The following is a 22284-nucleotide window of genomic DNA, read 5'->3' as shown; positions in this document are numbered from 1 at the left end:
GGTTATTGATGTGGTTTGAAAACTGCAATGCGCTGGCCGGCGTTGACCGGCGTTCCCTTGGCCACCAGCCAGTCGGACACCACGCCGGCGCTGCGCGCCTTGAGCGAAATTTCCATCTTCATGGATTCGAAAATGGCGATCACGTCGCCGCGCTTGAGTTCTTGTCCCGGCTCGGCAAGGATTTGCCACACGCTGCCGGGAACTTCGGCGGTCAGGTATTCGCTGCCGTCTTCCAGCTCGGCGCCGTCGGCGTCGTTGCCGCCCGCCTCCTCGCTGACGAAATCGGCCTGGCCGTTGGCGATCCAGCGTTCGCGCTCGGCGTGGAAGGAAGCCTGCTGCACCTCCTTGAACGCGGCGATGGATTGCTGCTCGCGCTGCAGGAACTGCTTGTAGTCCGCCAGCGAGAACGTGGTTTCCTCGATACGCACCTCGAAGCGGCCCAGCGGAAAGTCCTGCCGATGGCGCAGCAGTTGCTCCTCGCTCACTTCATAGAAGCGAATCTGGTCGAACAGGCGCAGGAGCCACGGCTGGCCGTCGCGGAAGCTGCCGGTCTGGCGATAGCGGTTCCACATCTGCACCGTGCGGCCGACGAACTGGTAGCCGCCCGGCCCTTCCATGCCATACACGCACATGTAAGCGCCGCCGATGCCTACCGCATTTTCCGGCGTCCAGGTGCGCGCCGGGTTGTACTTGGTGGTGACCAGACGATGGCGCGGATCGACCGGCGTGGCCACCGGCGCGCCGAGATAAACGTCGCCGAGGCCCAGCACCATGTAGCTGGCGCCGAACACGGCGTCGTACACATCGCGCTCGCTGGTCAGGCCATTGATGCGGCGGATGAATTCGATATTGCTCGGGCACCAGGGCGCGCCGGGACGCACCGTGGTTTCGTACTTCCGGATGGCGAGCTGGGTCTGGCTGTCGTTCCACGCCAGCGGCAGGTGCACGATGCGCGACGGGACCACGATGGCGTCAATCGACGGCGCGTTGCGCAGCAGGCCGTCGATCACGTCCATCAGCTTTGCCGACGGCAGCTTGCGGTGGTCGAAGTGGATTTGCAGCGAGCGGATACCCGGCGTCAGGTCGATCACGCCCGGCAGCGCGGCGTGTTCGATGGCCTGCATTAGCGCGTGCACCTTAAAGCGCAGCGTGATGTCGAGCACCATGTCGCCGAATTCGGCCAGCAGGTAGTCGTCGCCGGCGCGGCGGAACAGCACGCGCGTGCCGTCGCTGTAGGCGCCCTCGCCGGCGATGGCTGGTGAGCGATCGCCTTCCTCGCTCTGCACTGGCGCAATCAGCGGCAAGGCGTCGTGCGTGTGGTCAAAGCTGCTTTCCAGCGCATCGCGCATCGTCACCGCCTGCTCCGGCGTGACGCGGATGAAGCGCACTTTGTCGCCCGGTTTCAGCTGGCCCATCTTCCACAAATCGGCCGACACGATCACCGCCGGGCACACGAAGCCTCCCAGGCTTGGGCCATCCGGTCCGAGGATCACCGGCATGTCGCCGGTGAAGTCGATCGAGCCGATGGCGTAGGCGTTATCGTGGATATTCGACGGATGCAGGCCCGCCTCACCGCCATCGGTACGCGCCCAGCGCGGCTTGGGACCGTTCAGGCGCACGCCGGTGCGGCTGGAATTGAAGTGCACTTCCCAGTCGGTGCCGAAGAACATGTCGATATCTTCGTCGGTGAAGAAGTCGGGCGCGCCGTGCGGGCCGTAATGCACGGCGATCTGCCACGTGTGAGCGTACTGCGGCGGCGCGGCCAGGGTGGCCGATGCAGCCGATGCGGTCGATGCGGTCGATGCGTCCATTGCAGGCAATGGCAGCGGCGCATTCAGCTTCAGCACATCGCCGCTGCGCAGCGCACGGCCACCGTGGCCGCCGAAATTCCCCAGCGTGAAGGTGGCGCGGCTGCCGAGGTATTCCGGCGTATCAAAACCGCCACTGACCGCAAGATAGCCGCGTAAGCCGGCGCCCTTGATGCCGGACAGCCGCAGCGTGTCGCCCGCCTGCACCGAATGGGCGCGCCAGGTGTCCAGCGCGCGTTCCTCGCCGCCGCTTTCCAGCAGCGCGCCCATGTCGGCGCCGGCCAGTGCGATGTGGGTGGCGTAGTTGAAGCGCACGGTGGCGCCTTGCAGCGTCATCTCCATCACCGCGCTGGCGGCGTCGTTACCAAGCAGATGGTTGGCGTAGCGATGCGCGTAGGCGTCCATCGGACCGGATGGCGGGATGCCGACCGCCCACAGGCCCACCCGGCCCGGATAATCCTGCAGCGTAGTCTGGATGCCGCCATCCAGCACGTCCACGGTACGCGGCTGGTACGGCATGGAAGCCAGGAACTGCGTGGTCTGGCGGCCTTGCTGGAACAACGGATAGTCCAGAATCGTCGCCAGATACGCGAGATTGGTCTCGATACCGTCGATGCGCGTGTGCTGCATCGCCCCGGCCAGCGCGGCGATCGATTCGGCGCGGCTGGCGCGGTACACCAGCAGCTTGGCCACCAGCGGATCGTAGTACGGACTGACCGTCACGCCGCGCTCGACCCACGTATCCACCCGCAGGTCCGGCGCAAACTGCACCTCGGTCAGCACGCCGGACGATGGCTGGAAGTTCTTGGCCGGATCTTCCGCGTACACGCGCAGTTGCATGGCGTGGCCGCTGCTGTGCAAGGAGTCTTGCGGCGGCAGCTCAAAGCCATCGCCGGCTGCGCGTATCATCCACTCCACCAGGTCGACGCCGAATACCAGCTCCGTCACGCCGTGTTCCACCTGCAGGCGCGTGTTCACCTCGAGGAAGTAGAATTCGCCGCTGTCTGCGTCCAGCACATATTCCACCGTACCGGCCGACAGATAGCTGATGGAACGCGCCAGCCGCACCGCCGTTTCGGCCAGCGCGGCGCGGGTAACCTCGCTGATGCCGGGCGCCGGAGTCTCTTCGATCACCTTCTGGTGGCGGCGCTGCACCGAGCAATCGCGCTCGCCCAGCGACACCACGTTGCCGCGTCCATCGCCAAAGATCTGCACCTCCACGTGGCGTGCGTTGCGGACGAATTTTTCAAGATACATGCCGCTGTTCTTGAAGTTGTTCTCCGACAGGTGCTTGACCGAGGCGTAGGCCGCCTTCAGTTCTTCCGCATCGGCGCACAGGCGCATGCCAATGCCGCCGCCGCCGGCGGTACTCTTCAACATGACCGGATAGCCGATGCGCTCCGCATGTTCCAGCGCGGACGGCAGATCCGGCAGCAGTTCCGTACCCGGCAGCAGCGGCACCAGCGCCTGCTGCGCCAGCGCGCGCGCCGTGTGCTTGAGGCCAAACTCGCGCATCTGCGATGGACGCGGACCAATGAAAGTGATGCCCGCTTCCGCGCATGCCTCCGCAAAGCCGGCGTTTTCGCTCATGAAGCCGTAGCCGGGGTGGATAGCCTGCGCGCCGGTGCTCAGCGCCGCATCCAGCACCACGCGCGCATTCAGGTAGCTTTCGCTGGCCGCAGGCGCGCCGATGCACACTGCTTCGTCGGCTAGCCGCACGTGCAGCGATTCCAGGTCGGCTTCGGAGTAAATCGCCACGGTCTTGATGCCCATCTTGCGGGCGGTGCGGATGACGCGGCAGGCAATTTCGCCGCGATTGGCGATCAGTATTTTGCTGAACATCGGTTTAACCCTCCCACACTACAAACCGCACCGGCGTCGGGTTGTAGGCATTGCATGGATTGTTCAACTGCGGGCAGTTGGATACCAGCACCAGCACGTCCATTTCGGCGCGCAGTTCGACGTACTTGCCGGCGCCGGACACGCCATCTTCAAACGTCAGGCCGCCCAGCGGGGTCACCGGCACGTTCATGAAGAAGTTGATGTTGGGCGCGAGGTCGCGCTTGCCCATGCCGCGATCCAGCCGCGCCAGGCCAAGCAGGAAGTTGTCGCGGCAGCTGTGCATGTACTTCTTCTCCGGCGCGTAGCGCACGATGTTGCTCTCGGAGGCGCAGGCGCCGCCCAGCGTGTCGTGGCGCCCACAGGTGTCGGCCACGATGGTCAGCATGGCGTTTCCACGGTTCGAGCGCAGCACCGAGCCGCTGCTCAGGTACACGCTGCCCTGGCGCTGCAAGGTGTCGGTGGCGCTGTAGCTTTCGCTGGTGTCATGCGCGTTGTAGAACAGCGTGTCCACCGCCTGATTGCCTTCCAGGTCGATGATGCGGAAGATTTGCCCGCGCTTCAGCGTGTGGGTCCAAGGTTCGCCGGCGGCGTGCACATGGTCGAAGATGGCGTGGGCCGGATCGAGCTGGCTGGTTTGTAGCGATTGCATGAAATTCTCCTAGCGGAATGCGAGTTCGGTGTTGGCGTAGCCGCGCTGGTTTTCAGCGCAGGACAGGCGGCAGAAGTCTTCCGGCCCGGCCACGCCGGTGTGGCGGGCGGCGATGCCGACGCGGCCTGGCTGATATTGGCCCGCTGGCGCCAGCGGATGCGGCGCGGCGGACAAGGCCACCAGCGTATCCATCTCGAAGCGCAGGTCGACGCAGCCGCCGGCCGGCGAATGACCTTCTACGAACTCGAAGTAGCCGCCGTCGTTGACAACCACTTTCGAGAACAGATTCAGCGAAGGCATCAGATCGCGCCAGCCCAGACCCCACTTGCACAACTCCACCAGCAGGCTGTCCTTGCCGTTGCGGTGCATGGCGTTGCGGTCTTCCTGATAGCGGCTGGGACCGTACTTGGCCGCCACTTGCGCCGCATCCGACACGCCGCACAGCGGGTCGTGCCAGCCCACCGTGTCGGCAGTGATGGCGGCCAGGATGCGCCCCATGTCCGAGTACAGCACGTGGCCGGCGGTCAGGTGCGCGGTGTGCTGGGCTTTTAGCGTATCCGGCAGGTTGAGGCGCTCGAGCCGTTCGTCGGCGCGGTACAGCATCAGCGACAGGTTGGCGCCGCCGTCCAGGTCCGTGAAGCGCAGCGTCGTGCCGCGCCGCAAGCGGAACGACAGGTGGCCGCCGCCCGGTACCACTTCTTCCCATAACAGTTCTTGATTGCTCATGCCAGGTCTCCGGTACATTTCTGCAGTTGTTCGAGGTCGGTTTTCATGCCGGACGTTTCGCGGATGCGGTCCAATATCCGGCGTTTCAGATCGGTGAATTCGGGCGACAGCTTCAAGTCCTGGTCGCGCTGCGTACCAAATGGCACGTCAAAAATAGAGTCGATGCGGCCGGGGCGCGGCGCCATCACCACCACGCGCTGGCCCAGGTAGATGGCCTCCTCCACGTCGTGCGTCACAAACACCACGGTGGTTTGCTCGCGCAGGTAGAGGAAGCGCATCAGGTCATGCATCACTTCGCGCGTTTGCGCGTCGAGCGCGCCGAATGGTTCGTCCATCAACAGCACTTCCGGCTTCACCATCAGCGCGCGGGCGATGGCGACGCGCTGCTGCATGCCTCCCGACAGTTCGGATGGATAGGCATGGCGCACGTGGCCAAGCCCCATCAGCGCAATCAAAGCATCGGCGCGGCCGGAGGCGCGTTCGACGTCGGCCGAGGTGGTGTCGTCGCGGTGGTGATGCAGGCGGCGGCAGAAGCGCACATTCTCCTGCACCGTCAGCCACGGATACAGGCTGTAGCTCTGGAATACCATCGCGCGGTCCGGCCCCGGACCGTCGACTGGCCGGCCATTGCAGTCCATGCTGCCGCTCTCGTATTCTTCCAGCCCGCCCAGCGTGCGCAGCAAGGTCGACTTGCCGCATCCCGACGCGCCCACCAGCGTCACGAACTCGCCCGGTGCGATATCGAGGTTCACATCGCTGAGCGCTTGCGTGCGGCGCGCGCCGGCGCCGTAATGCTTGTCGAGATTGCGGATGCAGATTTTGTTCACGTTGTTTTTCATCGTTCAGGTCCGCAGGTGATGCCAAGGGAAAGCGCGGCGGTGCAGCCAGCGGAACGCCTGGTCGGTCAGCAGGCCGGCCAGGCCGATCAGCAGAATGCCGGCGAAGATTTTGTCGGTCTGCAGGAAACGCTGCGCCTTGAGGATGGAGAAGCCCAAGCCCGAACTGGCCGCCACCAACTCCGCCACCACCAGGTAGGTCCACGAGAGGCCCATCATCGCGCGCAGGGTGTCGAACATGGCCGGCCAGGCGGCGGGAATCAGCACGTGCTGGATGATTTCCTCGTTGGTCGCGCCCATCGTGCGGGCCGCCTCGATCGGCGCATCCGGCACGCGGGCGATGTCGGCGGCAATCAGCAAAATCATCTGGCAGAAGGTACCGATGAAAATCACCGCCACCTTGGCGCTTTCATCGATCCCGATCCACAGCATGATGAGCGGAATGAAGGCCACCGCCGGCAGGTAGCGGCTGAAATCGATCACCGGTTCCAGCAAGGCGCGCGCCGGCGGCATGGCGCCGAGCAGGATCCCCAGCGGCAGCGCCACCACCACCGACAGCGCAAAGCCACCGTAGACGCGGGCGATGCTGATGCCGGTGTCGCCCAGCAGGTCGCCGTCCAGCGCCCATTCGCGGGCGCTGTGCAGCACCTGCGGCAGCGTCGGCAGGAACACGCCGTCCACCAGGCCGTAACCCGACACCACCAGCCAGCTCACGCACGGCAGCAGGAAACCAAGCAGCGCCAGTGCCAGCAGGACGCCGCGCGGCAGTTGCCCGCGCACCGACCACGGCGAGCGGCGGTTGCGCACGCGCGACACGCCTCCCGACGCTGCCGGACCTTCATTCATGTTCGACATGGCAGCCTCTTATTTCTTTTGTGCGTCGAGCAGCAGGGATTTGTCGATGCCGCTGCTGAAGTCCACCGCGCCGTCGACCAATTTGTTCGAGCTAAGGAACTGGTGGATGGTCGGGCCGACCGCCACCAGCGACTTCGGATTGGCCGCATCCATCGCCGCCAGGTTGTCGGCGGCGTTGAAGAAGCGCGTGCCCGGCATGAACACCTGATATTCGGCAGGCTTCAGGCTCACCACCTTGGACATGATCTTCAGCGCTTCGTCCGGATGGCTGCGGATGAATTCCTCGGTGTCGAACCAGGCCTTGATCATGCCCACCAATTCGGCGCGCTTGGCCTTGTCGCCGAGGGCTTTTTCGTGCGCCACCAGCAGGTCCGGCACCAGTCCCGGCATGTCCTTGGAGGTGAACAGCGCGCGGCCCTTGCCGCTGCTCTCAATGCGCGACACCCACGGGTTCCACACCACCGCCGCATCGGCGCGGCCGGACATGAAAGCTGCCGCCGCATCGCCGGCCGACAGGTTGACGATCTTGACGTCGCGGATCGACATGCCGTTGCGGCTGAGCGCATTGGCCAGCACGAAGTGGGAGATGCTGTACTGCTCCAGCGCCACCGACTTGCCCTTCAAATCGGCGAAGCTGCGGATTTTCGGGCTGACCATCAGCGCGTCGTTGCCGGCCGAGTTGTCGTTGACGAGGATGGTCTTGACCTTCACCTTGCGCGCCAGCGGCGTCATGGTGTCGGACCAGGTTTGCGAGTTGCCGTCCAGCTGGCCGCTGGACAGGGCCGAAATCGAATCGGTGTAATTGGCGAACCACACCAGCTTGACCTTGGCGCCATGCGCGGCGAAATAGCCCTTTTGCTCGGCCACGTACCAGGCCACCCAGCCCGGCCAATCGGAGACGCCCACTTTGACTTCGGCTTTGGCGGGAGCGAACGCGCCCAAGGTCAGCACGGCACAAACAACGGCGGAGATTAAGTTGCGCAGAACGCGCGGGGCGAAGCGATTTGGCATGAGCACACTCCCGTTAGGATTGAAAGAACGAGAGGCGAGCATCACATTGCGAATGTGACGACCTCCCGGGCTTTTATCCCTCCGTGGAGCTTCGAACCAACTGCCTTCGAAGCCGGATGCTCTCGGTCCAGGCATCGCGTTGCGCGATCGGAACCCTAGCGTCCATGCTCAAGAAGCGCTACATGGCAAAGTCTGCCGCGCCTCTCGCTGGTTTTCTATCAAGCAGGATGTGTGCCAGACAATATTGCTGCTGGAGTAGTGGCGGTGGTGTTAGCCGCACAGCATAAACGCACCAGCGCGGTGCGCACTGCACCAGTAGCGGGCCTCACGCCAGCCATTGCGCCTCGAACTCGTCGGCCGGCAGCGGCCGGCTGTAGTGGTAGCCTTGCACGTAATCGCAGCCATAGTCGCGCAGCATGGCTGCCACGTCGCCCGACTCCACGCCTTCGGCCACCACGGTCATGCCGAAACCGTGGCCCAGCTGGATGGCGCTGCGCGCGATGCGCTGGTCGCCGGCGTCGCGGTCCAGATTGCGCACGAACAGCTGGTCGATCTTCAGGGTGTGCACCGGCAGCAGCTTGAGGTAGGCCAGCGAGGTGTAGCCGGTACCGAAGTCGTCGATCGACAGGCGCACGCCCAGTTCGCGCAAGGCGTGCAGCCGCTTGAGCGTCATCTCGGGGTGGCGCATGATGGCGCTTTCGGTGATTTCCAGCTCCAGCAGCTGCGGCGGCAGGCCGTTGGCCGCCAGCAGTTCGGCCACGGTATCGGTGAAGCCGGGGTCGAGCAGATTGTTGGTGCTGACGTTGACCGCCACCGGCACCGCGCGGCCGCGCACCTGCCACTGGCTGGCTTGCGCAATCGCCGTCTGCAGCACGCAGCGCGTGAATGGATGGATCAACTCGGTGTTTTCCGCCAGCGGAATGAACACCGCCGGCGACACCATGCCCTTGACCGGATGGCGCCAGCGCGACAGCACTTCCACCCCGGCCAGGCTGCCGTCGTCCAGCCGCAGCTTGGGCTGGTACACCACGCTCAGGCTGCCGTCGCGCAGCGCCTTGGCCAGCTCGGCCTTCATGGCCAGGCTGTCTGCGGAAAAATTATCCATGCTGCGCGCGTAGCGCGTGAAACGCTGCAGGCTGTTCTTGCTGGCGTACAGCGCGATATCGGCGCAGCGAAACAGTTCGCCCGCCTCGCCGGCATCGGCCGGATAGATGGCCGCGCCCATGCTGGCGGTCAGTTCCACCTCCACGCCCTGCACCGTGATCGGCCGCTTCAGGCCGGCGCGCAAGCGCTGCTCCAGTGCCGCCAGTTCTTCATCGATGCGCCCAACGCGCAGCAAGATGCCGAATTCGTCGCCGCCGGTGCGCGCCACCTGCGCCGGCGAACCGCGCAGCAAGGCCGCGAAGCGGCGCGCCAGGATGCGCATCAACTGGTCGCCGGCGCTGTGGCCGAGCGTGTCGTTGATGTCCTTGAAATTGCTCAGGTCGATTTGGACCAACGCCAGCTGGCCGCCCCTGGCCCCTGCCAAGCCGGCCTTGACACTGCGGGCGAAGGCGTCGCGGTTGAGCAGCCCGGTCAGGTGGTCGTGGCGCGCCTCGTACTGCTGGCGCTGATGGCTGGCATGCTGGCGTTGCAGCGCCTCCCGCAAGCGGTAGGCAAACACCACCACCCCGGCCACCCCCAGCACCAGCAAGGCACACGGCGCGATCGACTCGCGCAGCCATTGCGCCGTCACCTCGCTGGCCGGCAGCCCGGCGCCAACGTACAGCGGCAAGTCCCTGCTGCGGCTGTGGCCGAACACCACCGGGTAGCCGACTACCGGATTGTAGGCTTCAAAACTGCCGTGTGTCTGCGCGCGCAGCCTGGTCAGGGTAGTGGCAAGGAACGGCGGCCCGTTGACATCAAGGTGGTTGAGCTCCTTGGCATAGCGCATCAGCCGCACGCCGTTCTCATCAGCGAAGGTGACATAGCCCCTGGGCAGCAGTTGCAGGCTTTCCGCGCCCTCGATCAGCTTGCGGGCCGGGACCAGCGCGAACACGGTCAGGCGTTGCTGGCCGGCCGGCGGCAGTTGCAAGGTCAGCGGCAGGAACCAGTCATCGCTGCCGGGCAGGCGCAGCATTTGCTGGAAGCCCAGCGCGCCCGGAGCGCGCGCCACGATGGCGTTGGCCAGCGTCGCCGCCACGGCTGGCTCGGCCGGACCGCCTTGCGCCACCAGCGCCAACACCGTGTGCTGCGCGGTGTCGACCACGCCGAGGTAGGCGGAAAACGGATCGTAACGCATGGCATTGCGCACCGCCGCCTGGGCCGTGCCGGCGGTGATGGGCGGCTCGCGCAGGTCGCTGGCAATACCGCGCAGGCTGGCGTCGGACTGGGCCAGCCTGGCGCTGGCCAGCGCTTCCATCCCCAGCGACAGGTCGCGCGTGCTCTTGAACGCATGCTCCCACACCGCCGCGCGCTTCTGGACGATCAGGGAAATGGAGGCGCCCAGCAGCAGCGCCAGCGCGATCAGCAGCAACCAGCCCACCTGCCGGTATTGGGGCACCGGCGCAGCAGGATCGAGCGGGGAGGAACGGGACAACAAGGTGGGCATAAGGGCGCCAGTGTGGCTGGTGAGGACGCCCCGGTCAATCAACTACTTTACATACTGCAATATTATCCTGAGTTAATACGTTAAAATGACCGACCTTGCCACACATGGCCATATATGAGACCGATTTTCCAGCAGCTGGTTGTCCTCACCCTGTTCTCCTTGCTGGCGGGATGCGCCGGCGCCCCGGCCCGTTCGGACTTGCCTGCGGGCCCGGCGCCGCACACGGTCTACGTGGTGCAGTACGGCTGGCACACCGCCTTGCTGTTCGACGGCCCGGCCATCCTCGCCCGCAGCGCCAGGCTGCGTGCCGATTTCCACGATCACCGCTACATGCTGCTGGGCTGGGGCGATGGCGCGTATTTCGTCGCCGAGAACCCGCCGTGGTCCACTGCCGTGAAGGCGCTGGTGGCATCCGATTACCCGGCGCTGCAGGCCGGCGGCCGCGATACCAATCCGCCGTTGGGCGCGCAGGCGCGCGACACCGTGGCGCTGGCGATTACCGAGCACGGCTATCAGCAACTGGCGGAGTACATCGACCGCAGCATCGCCGCCGACGCGGACGGCAAGCCGATCTATCTGGGCAAGCAGGAAGGCAGTCCCGACCGCTTCTATCAGGCGACCGGCAATTACAGCGTGTTCAACAACTGCAATTCGTGGGTGGCGGGGGCGCTGCAGGCGGCCGGCGTGCCGGTCTCCGGTTTCAACCTCACCGCCCGCAGCGTGTTCGAGCAGGCGGAGAAGATTTCGAAGCTCCAGCAGGCGCCGGCGATATGAAGGATCACTTGGCCTCGGCAACTGCCTTAGGCTTGCGCGGGGCGCGTGGTTTCTTTGGTTTTTCAACGGCGGCGGCAACTGCCTCGCCCTTGCCTTTGACAGCCTCGATCAGCGCCGCAACGTAGGCATTGCGCGCGGTCTGGGCGATCGCGATTTGCTGCTGCAAGCGGGCCAGTTCTGCATCCACCACCTGCACATTGGCGGCCTGTGCCTTGGCGGCAGCGCTCAGCTTTTCCGAAGCATACGAAGTTCCATTGATCGTGACGTATTGCGGCAGACTCATTATTTTCCTTGTTCAAATAAGGGCATAGAACACCCGACGGCCGCAATTGTATGTCCTCCCCGTTCGCGCTGCAACGCTTCCTGACCTAAGGCTGCGCTCGATCGCACCGTTACAGAATCGTTATAAAACCGTGATAGAAACGTGATCTTCCTGAGCCGACTGCCTTTTAGAATGCCAAGCTTCAGATGGCACACGAAAGTAACGGAGGAATCAATGCATCTCATCAAAACCATGCTGGCGGGAATAACCTTCGCCAGCTTTACCCAGATCGCCAGCGCACAGGCCAATCCACTCAGCGTGCATGTGTTAAATCTGGTGGATGGTCTGCCCTCGGCAGACGTGGTCGTGACACTTGAAAAGCGCAATGGTGAACAATGGACACTGCTGAATAGCGGCGTCACGAATGAGCAAGGCCGTATTGCAGAGCTTTTCCCTAAAAATACCGAGATTGGCAAGGGCGTCTATCGCGTGACATTCAAGACCGAAAAATGGTTTGCCGAGCACAACAGCAAGAGCTTCTTCCCTGAAATTCCGGTCATTTTCAATGCCGACGGCAGCGTGCAGCATTATCACATACCGTTGTTGCTCAGCCAGTATGGCTATTCGACATATCGCGGTAACTGACGTGGCGTCGCCGCGTAAAGCAAAAAACCAGCGATTCAGCAGCTGGAGCAGCCCGCCCTATTGCTGGAAATTACGGTCTCGGAGTGCCGGGTAGCTTTGAAAGTCACGGATCTTGCGAAGATTAATGTACACCATAAGCAAAAAAGCCGATCTGTTTAAAGATCGGCTTTTTCTGAATTCTGGTGGGAAGTGCAAGTTTCGAACTTGCGACCCCTGCAGTGTGAATGCAGTGCTCTACCCCTGAGCTAACCTCCCGTTGAGTGCGAGCATTATAGAGCCCGCCCCCGAAAAGTGCAAGTACCGATTATGCAGCTTCCTGCGGCGCAGGCGGATTCAGCGCTGCAGTCCAGATGCACTGGCCTTTCACCGCCTTGTCCAGCCCCGCCAGCGTTTCCGCGTGCGCGGCCAGTTCGTCTGCCGACGCCGGCACGAAAATCACCTCGGCCAGCGCCACCGGCTCCAGCAGCTCGCCGACATTGACCACTTCCTCTTCCACATCCATGCCCAGACTGTTCTGCCCGCGCGTCATGGCCAGGTAGACGTCGGCCAGCAATTCCGCGTCCAGCAGCGCGCCGTGCAGTTTGCGGTGCGAGTTGGAGATGCCGTAGCGGTCGCACAGCGCGTCCAGCGAGTTGCGCTTGCCCGGATGCAGTTCCTTGGCCTGCACCAAGGTATCGATCACGCCGCCGATGTGCTCGGTGAAGTCCGGCAGGTTCAGCAGCTTGAACTCGTGGTTCAGGAAGCCCAGGTCGAACGGCGCGTTGTGGATGATGACTTCGGCGCCCTGGATGTACTCGCGCAGCTGGTCGACGATCTCGCGAAACTTCGGCTTATCGCTCAGGAATTCAGTGGTCAGGCCGTGGACGTTCAGCGCGCCCTCTTCCGACTCCCGTTCCGGGTTGATGTAGAAGTGGAGATTATTCCCCGTCAGCATGCGGTTGTTCAGTTCAACGCAGCCGATTTCCAGGATGCGGTTGCCCAGCTTGGGGTTGATACCGGTGGTTTCGGTATCGAGGACGATTTGGCGCATAGTGTTCCGTAATTAATTGCAGAGCGCAGTATATCAGCGGCCGCGCGCCACTTCCACGCCACGATTGGCCAGCATGTCGGCCCGTTCGTTGCCAGGATGGCCATTGTGGCCGCGCACCCAGCGCCATTCCACGGTGTGCATTTGCTGCGCCGCGTCGAGCGCCTTCCACAGGTCTTCGTTCTTGACCGGCTCCTTGGTCGAGGTTTTCCAGCCGCGCGCCTTCCAGCCGTGGATCCATTCGCTGATGCCTTTTTGTACATACTGGCTATCGGTATGCAGCACCACGTTGCATGGCCGCTTCAGCACGCTCAGCGCTTCAATCACGGCTTGCAATTCCATGCGGTTATTGGTGGTGTCGCGCGCACCGCCGCAGATTTCCTTCTCGGCCTCGCCGGCCACCAGCAATGCGCCCCAGCCGCCCAGGCCGGGATTGCCCTTGCATGCGCCGTCGGTAAAAATTTCGACCTTATCCATCTTGCTGCTCTCTTCTTTTGTTCGTTACCGGCACGCCCACCGGGGCGGCCGCTGCTTTCCTGGTCCATGCCGGACCGATCAAACGCATGCCTTTCACGCGCTTGACCGCTTGTATGACGTAGACGCCGCCCAGATACGGCCACCAGCGCGAGCCGGCATTATCCATGAAGGTGTAGCGATGCAGCCACTTTTCTGTGCGACAGGCTGGCGCGTAGCAGCCGAAGTGGCTCTGGCTGGCGCTCATATTCAGCAATTTTAACCAGTCTTTCATGCGTGGCATAGAGATCAACTCTTCGGTACGCGGCAGGAAGGAGGTGCCGCCGACGCGCCGCAGCACGTGGCGCGCACCCCATAGGCTGGCCGGATTGAAACCGCAGATGATGACCTGCCCTTCCGGGATCAGCACGCGCTCGACCTCACGCAGCACCTGGTGCGGATCGGTGGAAAATTCCAGCACGTGCGGCAGCACGATCAAGTCCACGCTTTGCGTAGCGAACGGCAGTTCGGTGTAATCGAGCGTAACATCGATGCTGCGGCCGGTGTGGGTCTTGCGGTCGGCCATCAGTTTGTAGGGCATGCGGCTGGCAGCCAATGCATCAATTTCGGGCATGCCGATTTGCACCGCGTTGAAGCCAAAGATATCGGCTGTTAAATTATCGAGACAGCTTTGTTCCCACGCACGCATGTACACACCTGCGGGCGTTTGCAGCCAGCCTTCCAGCGCTATAATGGATTTCTCCGACCCCGCCTTATCCATGCTTAGCCTTTAGCGATCCAATGACCATATCTTCTACTCAAGCTCTCAGTGTTTTAACGGTACCGGCATTCCGCGACAACTACCTGTGGTTGATACATGATGGCACACATGCCGCCGCAGTCGACCCCGGCGACGCCAAGCCAATTCTGGCGGCGTTGCAGGCGAATGGACTCAAGCTCACCGCCATTCTACTCACCCATCACCACGCTGACCACATCGGCGGCGTTCCTGAATTATTACAGCATTATCAGGTTCCTGTTTTCGGCCCGCGCAACGAGACCATTGCTGCGGTCACTTTGCCGGTGGGCGAAGGCAAGACCATCGAGGTGCCGGGCATGGCGCTGAAGCTGAATGTGCTCGATGTGCCGGGCCACACGATGGGCCATATCGCCTACGTGCGCGAACCGGTGGACGACCAGCCGACCTGGCTGTTCTGCGGCGACACGCTGTTCGCCGGCGGCTGCGGCCGCCTGTTTGAAGGCACGCCGGCGCAGATGATTTCCTCGCTCGGCAAGCTGGCCGCGCTGCCCGACGACACGCAAGTGTTTTGCGCGCACGAGTACACGCTGTCCAACCTGCGCTTTGCGCGCGTGGTGGATCCGGACAATGTGGCCTTGCAGGAACGGGTGAAGGTGGAAACGGACAAGCGCGAGCACGATCTGCCGACCGTGCCGAGCACCATCGGCCTCGAGAAGGCGACCAATCCCTTCTTGCGCTATCGCGAGCCGGCGCTGGCGGAACAGCTGGTGAAGGCCGGGCGTCTCGATCGGATCGATACGCCGCTTGCCACCTTCACCGCGCTGCGTTTATGGAAGAATGACTTCTAATTAAATCTCTTCGTACAGCGGCAGCGTCAGGAATTCTTCAAACGCTTCCGAGGTCGACATCTGTTCGAAGATCTGCGCGGCGCGCGGGTAGGCTGGCGTGTTGCCGTCCGGCGCGGTGACCTGCACTTTGGCCAGCTCTTCAGGAATCATCGCGCGCACCATGTCGGCGGTGACCTTGCGGCCATCATCCAGCACACCCTTGGTCGAACGGATCCACTGCCACACCTGCGAACGGCTGATCTCGGCGGTGGCCGCATCTTCCATCAGGTTGTGGATCGGCACGCAGCCGTTGCCGTTCAGCCAGCTGCCCAGGTAGTGGATGCCGACGTTAATGTTGTAGCGCAGGCCGGCTTCAGTGATCGGCGTCTCCGGTTTGAAGTCCAGCAGCTGTTCGGCGTGCACTTCCACGTCCAGGCGCTGCTTGTCGATCTGGTTCGGCTTATCGCCCAGCACTTTCTTGAACTCGGCCATCGCCAGGTCCACCAGGCCCGGGTGCGCCACCCAGCCGCCGTCGTAGCCGTCGGTCGCATCGCGCGCTTTGTCGTTGCGCACGCCGCCCATTGCGATTTCGTTCTTTTCCGGATCGTTCTTGATCGGGATCAGCGCGGCCATGCCGCCGATCGCCGGTGCGTTGCGCTTGTGGCAGGTTTTCAGCAGCAGCAAGGCATACGAACGCATGAATGGCGCGGTCATGGTGACCTTGGCGCGGTCGGCCAGGCAGAAATCCTTGTCCAGCTTGAACTTCTTGATGCACGAGAAGATGTAATCCCAGCGGCCGGCGTTCAGGCCCGAGCTGTGCTCGCGCAGTTCGTACAGGATTTCGTCCATCTCGAACGCGGCCAGGATGGTTTCGATCAGCACGGTGGCCTTGATGGTGCCTTGCGGCAGGCCCAGCTCATTCTGGGTCATGACGAAGATGTCATTCCACAGGCGCGCTTCCAGGTGCGATTCCATCTTCGGCAGGTAGAAGTACGGGCCGGCGCCGCGTGCCAGTTGCTCCTTGGCGTTGTGGACCATGAACAGCGCGAAGTCGAAGATGCCGCCCGAGATGCGCTTGCCGTCCACCAGCACGTGTTTTTCATCGAGGTGCCAGCCGCGCGGACGCACCACCAGGGTGGCGGTCTTTTCGTTCAGCTTGTACGACTTGCCGTTCTGCTCCAGCGAGATGGTGCCGCGCACGGCGTCCTTCATGTTGATCTGGCCGGTGATCTGGTTGTCCCAGCTCGGCGAATTCGAATCTTCGAAGTCGGTCATGTAGCTGTCGGCGCCCGAGTTCAGGGCGTTGATGACCATCTTGCGCTCGACCGGGCCGGTGATTTCCACGCGGCGGCATTCCAGCGCTTTCGGGATCGGCGCGATTGTCCAGTCGCCGTTACGGATGTGAGCGGTTTCTTTCAGGAAGTCCGGGCGCTCGCCGGCATCCAGGCGCTTGGCGCGCTCCACGCGCACCGCCAGCAGTTGCTGACGGCGCGACTCGAACTCGCGGCTCAGCTTGGCCACCAGCGACAGCGCGTCCGGCGTCAGGATGGTTTCGTAGCCCGGCTTGATGTCGCCGGTGATTTGCATGCCTGCTGGCAGCGTGATAGTGGACTGCGTCATGGGTGGTCTCCGTAAAAAAATGTCAACGAATCAGCTAATTATATGCTTGTTGCGGTGCAGTGTTTTTAGTGTATCGGCTCAGTTACACACTGAATTGTTTTACAGTATATTCACTCGTTAGTTATGCAAACAAGATTAAAAATCACTTCATCTATGCGTTTTTGTAAAAAGTGACGGAGACAGGGATTCATGGGGCAATTCAGGCAGATTTCTACTTTTGTTGAGGTGGTGGCGCGAGGCTCGCTCTCGGCCGCTGCACGTGCCGAGGGCATTGCCCCGGCCATGATAGGCAGGCGGCTGGATGCGCTGGAGGCCCGTCTCGGGGTCAAGCTGCTGCAACGCACCACGCGCAAACTGGCCCTGACCGACGAGGGTGCGGCCTTCCTTGAGGACTGCCAGCGCATCCTCGCCGAGCTCGAAGAAGCGGAATCGGCGGTGTCGGAACGTAGCGCGCATGCCACAGGTCACCTGATGATCTCGGCGCCTGCGGGCTTCGGCCGCCAGCATGTGGCGCCGCTACTGCCCTCTTTCCTGGCCGAGCACCGCGATGTCACGGTCACGCTCAATATGAGCGACCGCGTGGTGGACATCGTCGGCGAAGGCATCGATGTGGCGATCCGCATCGCCAGCCTGTCCGATTCCAGCCTGGTCAGCGTCAAGCTGGCCGACAACGAGCGCGTGGTGGTCGGTTCGCCAGCCTATCTCAAACGCCACGGCAAGCCGGAAACGCTGGCCGACCTGAGCAAGCACAACTGCCTGGCGATCAGCAGCGAAGGCAGCCAGCGCGGCTGGACCTTCCGCGAGGGCGGCAAGAACGTGGTGTTGAAGGTGAACGGCAACATGGCCTGCAACGACGGCCAGGTGCTGCACGAGTGGGCGCTGGCCGGCAAAGGGCTGGCATGGCGTTCGATGTGGGAAGTGGGCAGCGCGATCGAGGCCGGCAAGCTGCAAACGGTGCTGGATGACTATGCGGCGCCGGGCAACGATATCTACGCGGTGTTTGCGCAACGCCGCCACCTGCCATTGCGGATCCGGGCGTTCGTCGACTTCCTGCGCCACAGCTACGCCCTGCCCGATTACTGGCGCAAAGCAAAATAGACAGGCAAAAAAAAATCCTCGGACTCCGAGGATTTCTTGATCGTTAGATCCAGCGTATTAGATAGGCTGAATGTTCGAAGCTTGCTTGCCTTTAGGGCCGGCGGTTACTTCGAAAGAAACACGTTGGTTCTCTTGCAGGGATTTGAAGCCTGCGGTTTGAATCGCCGAGAAGTGAGCGAACAGATCTTCGCCGCCTTCGTCAGGGGTAATGAAGCCAAAACCCTTCGAATCATTGAACCATTTTACGATACCAGTTGCCATTACAATTCCTATTTCAGTTAATTTGGGCTTGCGCCCGTGATATCGTTTTTGAGGCAAGAAAGAACATACTGCACTACTCTTGAATCTAAACGATCCCGCATTATACCCATTTACGAGAGAAAAGCACGTTTTCACGAAAATAAATGCAAACCGTCGCATTTTTTGGTAGAAACCGTTCGCATCCGGGTATATGTGTCATGGTAGACAACAAAATACCGCATGCTTTGAGCTAGATCAATCGTATTGGCTTGATTTGGCGTCGCGAGCAGCCCACTGTAGCAATTTTTCCACTTCTGGCACCACCGGCGCCCAGCTTTCGCCGGTATTCAATACGCCGCGCACCATCTGCTCAATGCGGCGCGCTTCCTGGCCGAACACGGTGAAGCCAAAGGTGCCGGCCGATCCGGCCACGCCGTGCAGCACTTCATGCAGCTGGTGCAGCGCATCCTGCGACGGCGGCTCTCCGCTGGCCAGACACGCAGCCAGCGCAGTACGGATCTTGTCGAGCGTGCCCGGCACGGTGGCGGCGAACTTGTCGTTCAGCGCCGCCAGCCGCGCGCGGAAGTCGGGGTCGACGGGCGTCGCCATTTACTTGGTACCGAAGATGCGGTCGCCGGCGTCGCCCAGGCCAGGGATGATGTAGGCATGATCGTTCAGGTGCGAATCGAGCGAGGCGCAGTACAGCTTCACGTTCGGATGCGCGTTCTGGAACACGGTGACGCCTTCCGGCGCGGCGACCAGCGCCAGGAAGATGATCTGATCGTCGGTGACGCCGCGCTTTTTCAGCACGTCGACAGCGTGGACGGCGGAATTGCCGGTGGCAACCATCGGGTCGCACAGGATGAAGGTACGTTCAACGGTGTCCGGCAGGCGCACCAGATACTCTACCGGCTGGTGCGTTTCAGGATCGCGGAACACGCCGATGTGGCCAACGCGGGCCGACGGCACCAGATCCAGCAGGCCGTCGCTCATGCCGATACCGGCGCGCAGGATCGGCACGATGGCCAGCTTGCGGCCGGCAATCACCGGCGCGTCGATGGTCATCAGCGGGGTTTCGATGGTGCGGGTGGTCAGCGGCAGGTCGCGGGTGATCTCGTAACCCATCAATAGCGTGATTTCCTTGAGCAGGTCGCGGAAGGTACGGGTCGACGTGTCCTTGGCGCGCATGTGGCTCAGCTTGTGCTGGATCAGCGGGTGGTCGGTGATGAACAGGTTAGGAAAACGCGGATCTTGTTTCATTCTTTATGCTCTTTTTAGATGGATTTTACAGCGCATTATACTGACTCAAGCAACGCCCGCGCCAGAATCGCCTCGCACTCCAGGCCCTGTGGCAAGCGGCCGTAAGCGCCGCCCGGCTCGCGCTTCAGACGTGAGGCGACGAAGGCCGACGACACATACACCGGAGCGTGCCGCAGCAACAGCGCCGCCTGCACCGCCAACACTACGCGCTCGGCCAGCACGCGCGCGCTGAATTCATCGGGCTGCTGCTGCGCCAGATCGGCCAGCAAGGTGGTGCGATAGGCGACGAAGAAGATATCCGAACTGCCGGCCAGCGCCAGTTCGGCCGCCAGCGCATCGCGCGCTTCCGGCGACCTGGCGAATGCGCGTAAGAGATCCAGGCACATCACATTGCCCGAACCTTCCCAGATCGAATTGACCGGCAGTTCGCGGTACAGCCGCGCCAGCGGGCTCTCTTCCACATAGCCGCTGCCGCCGATGACTTCCATCGCCTCGGCGCCGAAGCCGGGACCGCGCTTGCAGATCCAGTACTTGGCGGCCGGTGTCAGCACGCGCGCCAGCATGGCCTGGGCCGGATCGTGGACCTCATCGAAGCAGCGCGCCAGGCGCATGGCCAGTGCGGTGGCGGCCTCTGATTCGAGCGCCAGGTCGGCCAGCACGTTCTGCATCAGCGGCTGCTGCGCCAGAGGTCGGCCGAACGCCACGCGGCGGCGCGCGTGATGCAGCGCATGCGTGAGCGCGGCGCGCATGGTGCCGGCGCTGCCCAGCACGCAATCGAGCCGGGTATAGCCGCCCATTTCCAGAATCGTCGGGATGCCGCGCCCTTGCTTGCCGATCAGCCAGCCGTAGGCGCCGGTGAACTCCACTTCCGATGATGCATTCGAGCGGTTGCCGAGCTTGTCCTTGAGCCTTTGCACGCGGATCGCGTTGCGCTCGCCGTTGGGCAGGTAGCGCGGCAGGAAGAAGCACGACAGCCCGGCACTGCCCGCCTCGTCGGTCTGCGCCAGGATCAGGTGCGCATCGCTTTGTGGCGCCGAGAAGAACCACTTGTGGCCGACGATGCGGAACACCTCCTCGCCGTCGTCGCCGAACAGAGCGCGCGCTTCCGACGGCGGCACCGGCTCGGCGCGCGTGGTGTTGGCGCGCACGTCCGAACCGCCCTGCTTCTCGGTCATGCCCATGCCGATGATGGCGCCGGTCTTTTGCTCGACCGGCAGCGAGCGTGGGTCGTAGTCGTTGGACAGGATCTTCGGCAGCCATTTGGCGGCGATACGCGGCGCCTGCTTCAGCGCCGGCACCGAAGCGTAGGTCATCGTGACCGGACACTGCGCACCATTTTCCACTTGGCCGAACAACAGATAGCGCGCAGCCCGCGCCACCTGCGCGCCCGCTCCGCCCTGCCACGGCGAGGAGTGCGTACCGTGGCCGATGAGCAGCCCCATCAACTGGTGCCAGGACGGATGGAACTCCACCTCGTCGATGCGATGGCCTTCGCGGTCGTAATTGTGCAGCTTGGGGGTGTACAGGTTGGCGATACGCGCCAGGTCCAGCGTTTCCGCCTTGCCCAATTCGGCGCCCAGCGCGTGCAGCGAGGCGGCCGCATCGCCCGCGCCTTCGCGCTGCAAGGCTTCCTGCAAGGCCGGATCGGCCGCAAACAGGTTGATATTCGCAAACGGCGCAACAGTATTGCGCACTTCGTGGGTATCGAAAGGCTGCATTTTGTCTCCGTTCAAACCGCTGTTTTTTGTTTTGTTGAACAATATCCTATGATAATCGCATAACAACAAGGAGACCGCATGACCGACGCGTATATTTACGACGCCATCCGCACCCCGCGCGGCAAGGGCAAAAAGGATGGCAGCCTGCACAGCGTCAAGCCGATTTCCCTGCTGACCGGCCTGATGGGCGAGCTGCAACAGCGCCACCAGCTGGACACCGCACTGGTCGACGACGTGGTGCTGGGTTGCGTCACGCCGATCGGCGAGCAAGGCGCCGACATCGCCAAGATCGCCGCGCTGGCCGCCGGCTGGGACTGGAAAGTGGCCGGCGTGCAGCTGAACCGCTTCTGCGCTTCCGGGCTGGATGCGGTCAACCTGGCCGCGCAAAAAGTGCGCTCCGGCTGGGAAGACCTGGTGGTGGCCGGCGGCATCGAGTCCATGTCGCGCGTGCCGATGGGCTCGGACGGCGGCGCCTGGACGCAGGATCCCGAAACCAGCCTGAAAACCAACTTCGTCCCGCAAGGGATCGGCGCCGACCTGATCGCCACGCTGGACGGCTACCGCCGGGAACAGCTGGACGCCTTCGCGCTGCGCTCGCAGCACAAGGCGGCCGCCGCGCGCGCCGCCGGCCGCTTCCGCTCCATCGTGCCGGTGCGCGACCAGAACGGCGTGGTCATCCTCGCCGAAGACGAATTCATCAAGCCCAACACCACGATGGATGGGCTGGAAAACCTGCAGCCGGCTTTTGCCGCGCTCGGCCAGACCGGCTTCGACAGCGTGGCGCTGCGCCAGTACCCGCAGCTACAAAAGATCGACCACCTGCACACGGCCGGCAACTCGTCCGGCATCGTCGATGGTGCGGCGCTGGCGCTGGTCGGCAGCAAGGCGGCTGGCGCACGCATCGGATTGCAGCCGCGCGCCCGCATCGTGGCCGCCGCCGTCACCGGCAGCGAGCCGACCATCATGCTGGCCGGTCCGGCGCCCGCCGCGCGCAAGGCCTTGCAGAAAGCCGGCCTGTCGATCAGCGATATCGACCTGTTCGAAGTAAACGAAGCCTTCGCCTCGGTGGTGCTGCGCTTCATGAACGAGCTGGAAATCCCTGAGGACAAGGTCAATGTCAACGGCGGCTCCATCGGGCTCGGCCACCCGCTCGGCGCCACCGGCTGCATGCTGCTCGGTACCCTGCTCGACGAACTGGAAGCGCGCAACCTGCGGCGCGGCATGGTGACCATGTGCGTGGGCGGCGGCATGGGCATCGCCACTATCGTCGAGCGGGTGTGAGC

Annotated in this window: 21 protein-coding genes, 1 tRNA gene and 1 riboswitch; of the genes, 5 read left to right on the top strand and 17 right to left on the bottom strand. The window is 63.1% G+C overall.

Annotated features, from left to right (window positions below):
• Window positions 1-2 precede the first annotated feature (2 nt).
• The 7 genes from uca to BMZ70_RS04445 all read right to left on the bottom strand — a co-directional run bounded on the left by uca (window position 3) and on the right by BMZ70_RS04445 (window position 10317).
• Window positions 3-3650, bottom strand: a complete 3648-nt coding sequence (uca, locus tag BMZ70_RS04475; RefSeq protein WP_092270447.1) for an urea carboxylase — start codon at window positions 3648-3650, stop codon at window positions 3-5.
• 4 nt (window positions 3651-3654) lie between these two features.
• On the bottom strand, window positions 3655-4299 hold the full coding sequence (locus BMZ70_RS04470) for an urea amidolyase associated protein UAAP2 (protein ID WP_092270444.1): 645 nt from the start codon (window positions 4297-4299) through the stop codon (window positions 3655-3657).
• A gap of 9 nt (window positions 4300-4308) precedes the next feature.
• Window positions 4309-5025: an urea amidolyase associated protein UAAP1 gene (locus BMZ70_RS04465; protein WP_092270441.1), complete on the bottom strand. Its 717-nt coding sequence runs from the start codon at window positions 5023-5025 to the stop codon at window positions 4309-4311.
• On the bottom strand, window positions 5022-5864 hold the full coding sequence (locus BMZ70_RS04460) for an ABC transporter ATP-binding protein (RefSeq protein ID WP_092270438.1): 843 nt from the start codon (window positions 5862-5864) through the stop codon (window positions 5022-5024). The genes BMZ70_RS04465 and BMZ70_RS04460 overlap by 4 nt, the downstream gene beginning before the upstream one ends.
• Before the next feature lie 3 nt (window positions 5865-5867).
• Window positions 5868-6716: an ABC transporter permease gene (locus BMZ70_RS04455; RefSeq protein WP_229205290.1), complete on the bottom strand. Its 849-nt coding sequence runs from the start codon at window positions 6714-6716 to the stop codon at window positions 5868-5870.
• Between the two features lie 9 nt (window positions 6717-6725).
• The gene (locus BMZ70_RS04450) at window positions 6726-7727 is read right to left on the bottom strand and encodes an ABC transporter substrate-binding protein (RefSeq protein ID WP_092270435.1); all 1002 of its coding nucleotides are present in this window, start codon (window positions 7725-7727) and stop codon (window positions 6726-6728) included.
• 60 nt (window positions 7728-7787) lie between these two features.
• Window positions 7788-7897, bottom strand: a riboswitch (guanidine-I (ykkC/yxkD leader).
• Between the two features lie 155 nt (window positions 7898-8052).
• Window positions 8053-10317, bottom strand: coding sequence for a putative bifunctional diguanylate cyclase/phosphodiesterase (locus BMZ70_RS04445; protein WP_092270432.1), 2265 nt, complete (start codon window positions 10315-10317; stop codon window positions 8053-8055).
• 114 nt (window positions 10318-10431) lie between these two features.
• Between BMZ70_RS04445 and BMZ70_RS04440 the strand changes: the two genes are divergently transcribed.
• Window positions 10432-11091, top strand: a complete 660-nt coding sequence (locus BMZ70_RS04440; RefSeq protein WP_092270429.1) for a DUF2459 domain-containing protein — start codon at window positions 10432-10434, stop codon at window positions 11089-11091.
• A gap of 4 nt (window positions 11092-11095) precedes the next feature.
• Here BMZ70_RS04440 and BMZ70_RS04435 read toward each other — a convergent pair whose 3' ends face one another.
• Window positions 11096-11374: a DUF6447 family protein gene (locus BMZ70_RS04435; protein ID WP_092270426.1), complete on the bottom strand. Its 279-nt coding sequence runs from the start codon at window positions 11372-11374 to the stop codon at window positions 11096-11098.
• Between the two features lie 213 nt (window positions 11375-11587).
• On the opposite strand from BMZ70_RS04435, the gene uraH reads away from it, so the two are divergent.
• On the top strand, window positions 11588-11998 hold the full coding sequence (gene uraH / locus BMZ70_RS04430) for a hydroxyisourate hydrolase (protein ID WP_092270423.1): 411 nt from the start codon (window positions 11588-11590) through the stop codon (window positions 11996-11998).
• Between the two features lie 180 nt (window positions 11999-12178).
• Here uraH and BMZ70_RS04425 read toward each other — a convergent pair.
• From BMZ70_RS04425 to BMZ70_RS04410, 4 genes are all read right to left on the bottom strand, one after another.
• A tRNA-Val gene (locus tag BMZ70_RS04425) sits at window positions 12179-12253 on the bottom strand.
• A gap of 49 nt (window positions 12254-12302) precedes the next feature.
• Window positions 12303-13028 (bottom strand): DNA polymerase III subunit epsilon, encoded by a 726-nt coding sequence (gene dnaQ / locus BMZ70_RS04420; protein ID WP_092270421.1) that lies wholly within the window; start codon window positions 13026-13028, stop codon window positions 12303-12305.
• A 33-nt stretch (window positions 13029-13061) separates the two neighbouring features.
• Window positions 13062-13502, bottom strand: a complete 441-nt coding sequence (gene rnhA, locus BMZ70_RS04415; RefSeq protein WP_092270418.1) for a ribonuclease HI — start codon at window positions 13500-13502, stop codon at window positions 13062-13064.
• Window positions 13495-14259: a class I SAM-dependent methyltransferase gene (locus BMZ70_RS04410; protein WP_092270415.1), complete on the bottom strand. Its 765-nt coding sequence runs from the start codon at window positions 14257-14259 to the stop codon at window positions 13495-13497. Before BMZ70_RS04410 ends, rnhA begins: the two co-directional genes overlap by 8 nt.
• A gap of 20 nt (window positions 14260-14279) precedes the next feature.
• Here BMZ70_RS04410 and gloB point away from each other — a divergent pair, with 20 nt between their 5' ends.
• Window positions 14280-15086 carry a hydroxyacylglutathione hydrolase gene (gloB, locus tag BMZ70_RS04405; RefSeq protein ID WP_092270412.1) on the top strand — a complete coding sequence of 269 codons (807 nt, stop codon included), beginning with the start codon at window positions 14280-14282 and terminating at the stop codon, window positions 15084-15086.
• Here the strand turns inward: gloB and aceB are convergent, their stop codons facing one another.
• Window positions 15087-16685 (bottom strand): malate synthase A, encoded by a 1599-nt coding sequence (gene aceB / locus BMZ70_RS04400; protein WP_092270409.1) that lies wholly within the window; start codon window positions 16683-16685, stop codon window positions 15087-15089.
• A gap of 189 nt (window positions 16686-16874) precedes the next feature.
• Between aceB and BMZ70_RS04395 the strand changes: the two genes are divergently transcribed.
• Complete coding sequence (locus BMZ70_RS04395) at window positions 16875-17783, top strand: LysR family transcriptional regulator (protein WP_092270406.1); 909 nt, start codon at window positions 16875-16877, stop codon at window positions 17781-17783.
• 57 nt (window positions 17784-17840) lie between these two features.
• Here BMZ70_RS04395 and BMZ70_RS04390 read toward each other — a convergent pair whose 3' ends face one another.
• From BMZ70_RS04390 to BMZ70_RS04375, 4 genes are all read right to left on the bottom strand, one after another.
• Window positions 17841-18044: a cold-shock protein gene (locus tag BMZ70_RS04390; RefSeq protein ID WP_092270403.1), complete on the bottom strand. Its 204-nt coding sequence runs from the start codon at window positions 18042-18044 to the stop codon at window positions 17841-17843.
• Window positions 18045-18278: 234 nt separating this feature from the next.
• Window positions 18279-18632, bottom strand: coding sequence for an Hpt domain-containing protein (locus BMZ70_RS04385; RefSeq protein WP_092270400.1), 354 nt, complete (start codon window positions 18630-18632; stop codon window positions 18279-18281).
• Complete coding sequence (gene upp / locus BMZ70_RS04380) at window positions 18633-19283, bottom strand: uracil phosphoribosyltransferase (RefSeq protein ID WP_092270397.1); 651 nt, start codon at window positions 19281-19283, stop codon at window positions 18633-18635. It abuts the gene before it with no gap.
• 35 nt (window positions 19284-19318) lie between these two features.
• A complete protein-coding gene (locus tag BMZ70_RS04375) occupies window positions 19319-21001 on the bottom strand; it encodes an isovaleryl-CoA dehydrogenase (RefSeq protein WP_092270394.1) in 1683 nt (560 codons plus the stop codon).
• A 78-nt stretch (window positions 21002-21079) separates the two neighbouring features.
• Here BMZ70_RS04375 and BMZ70_RS04370 point away from each other — a divergent pair, with 78 nt between their 5' ends.
• The gene (locus BMZ70_RS04370; protein WP_092270391.1) at window positions 21080-22282 is read left to right on the top strand and encodes an acetyl-CoA C-acetyltransferase; all 1203 of its coding nucleotides are present in this window, start codon (window positions 21080-21082) and stop codon (window positions 22280-22282) included.
• The last annotated feature ends 2 nt before the right edge of the window (window positions 22283-22284 follow it).

The organism is Duganella sp. CF402 (assembly GCF_900109645.1).
Lineage (GTDB): Bacteria > Pseudomonadota > Gammaproteobacteria > Burkholderiales > Burkholderiaceae_D > Rugamonas.
This window is presented reverse-complemented; position numbering and strand designations above follow the sequence as displayed.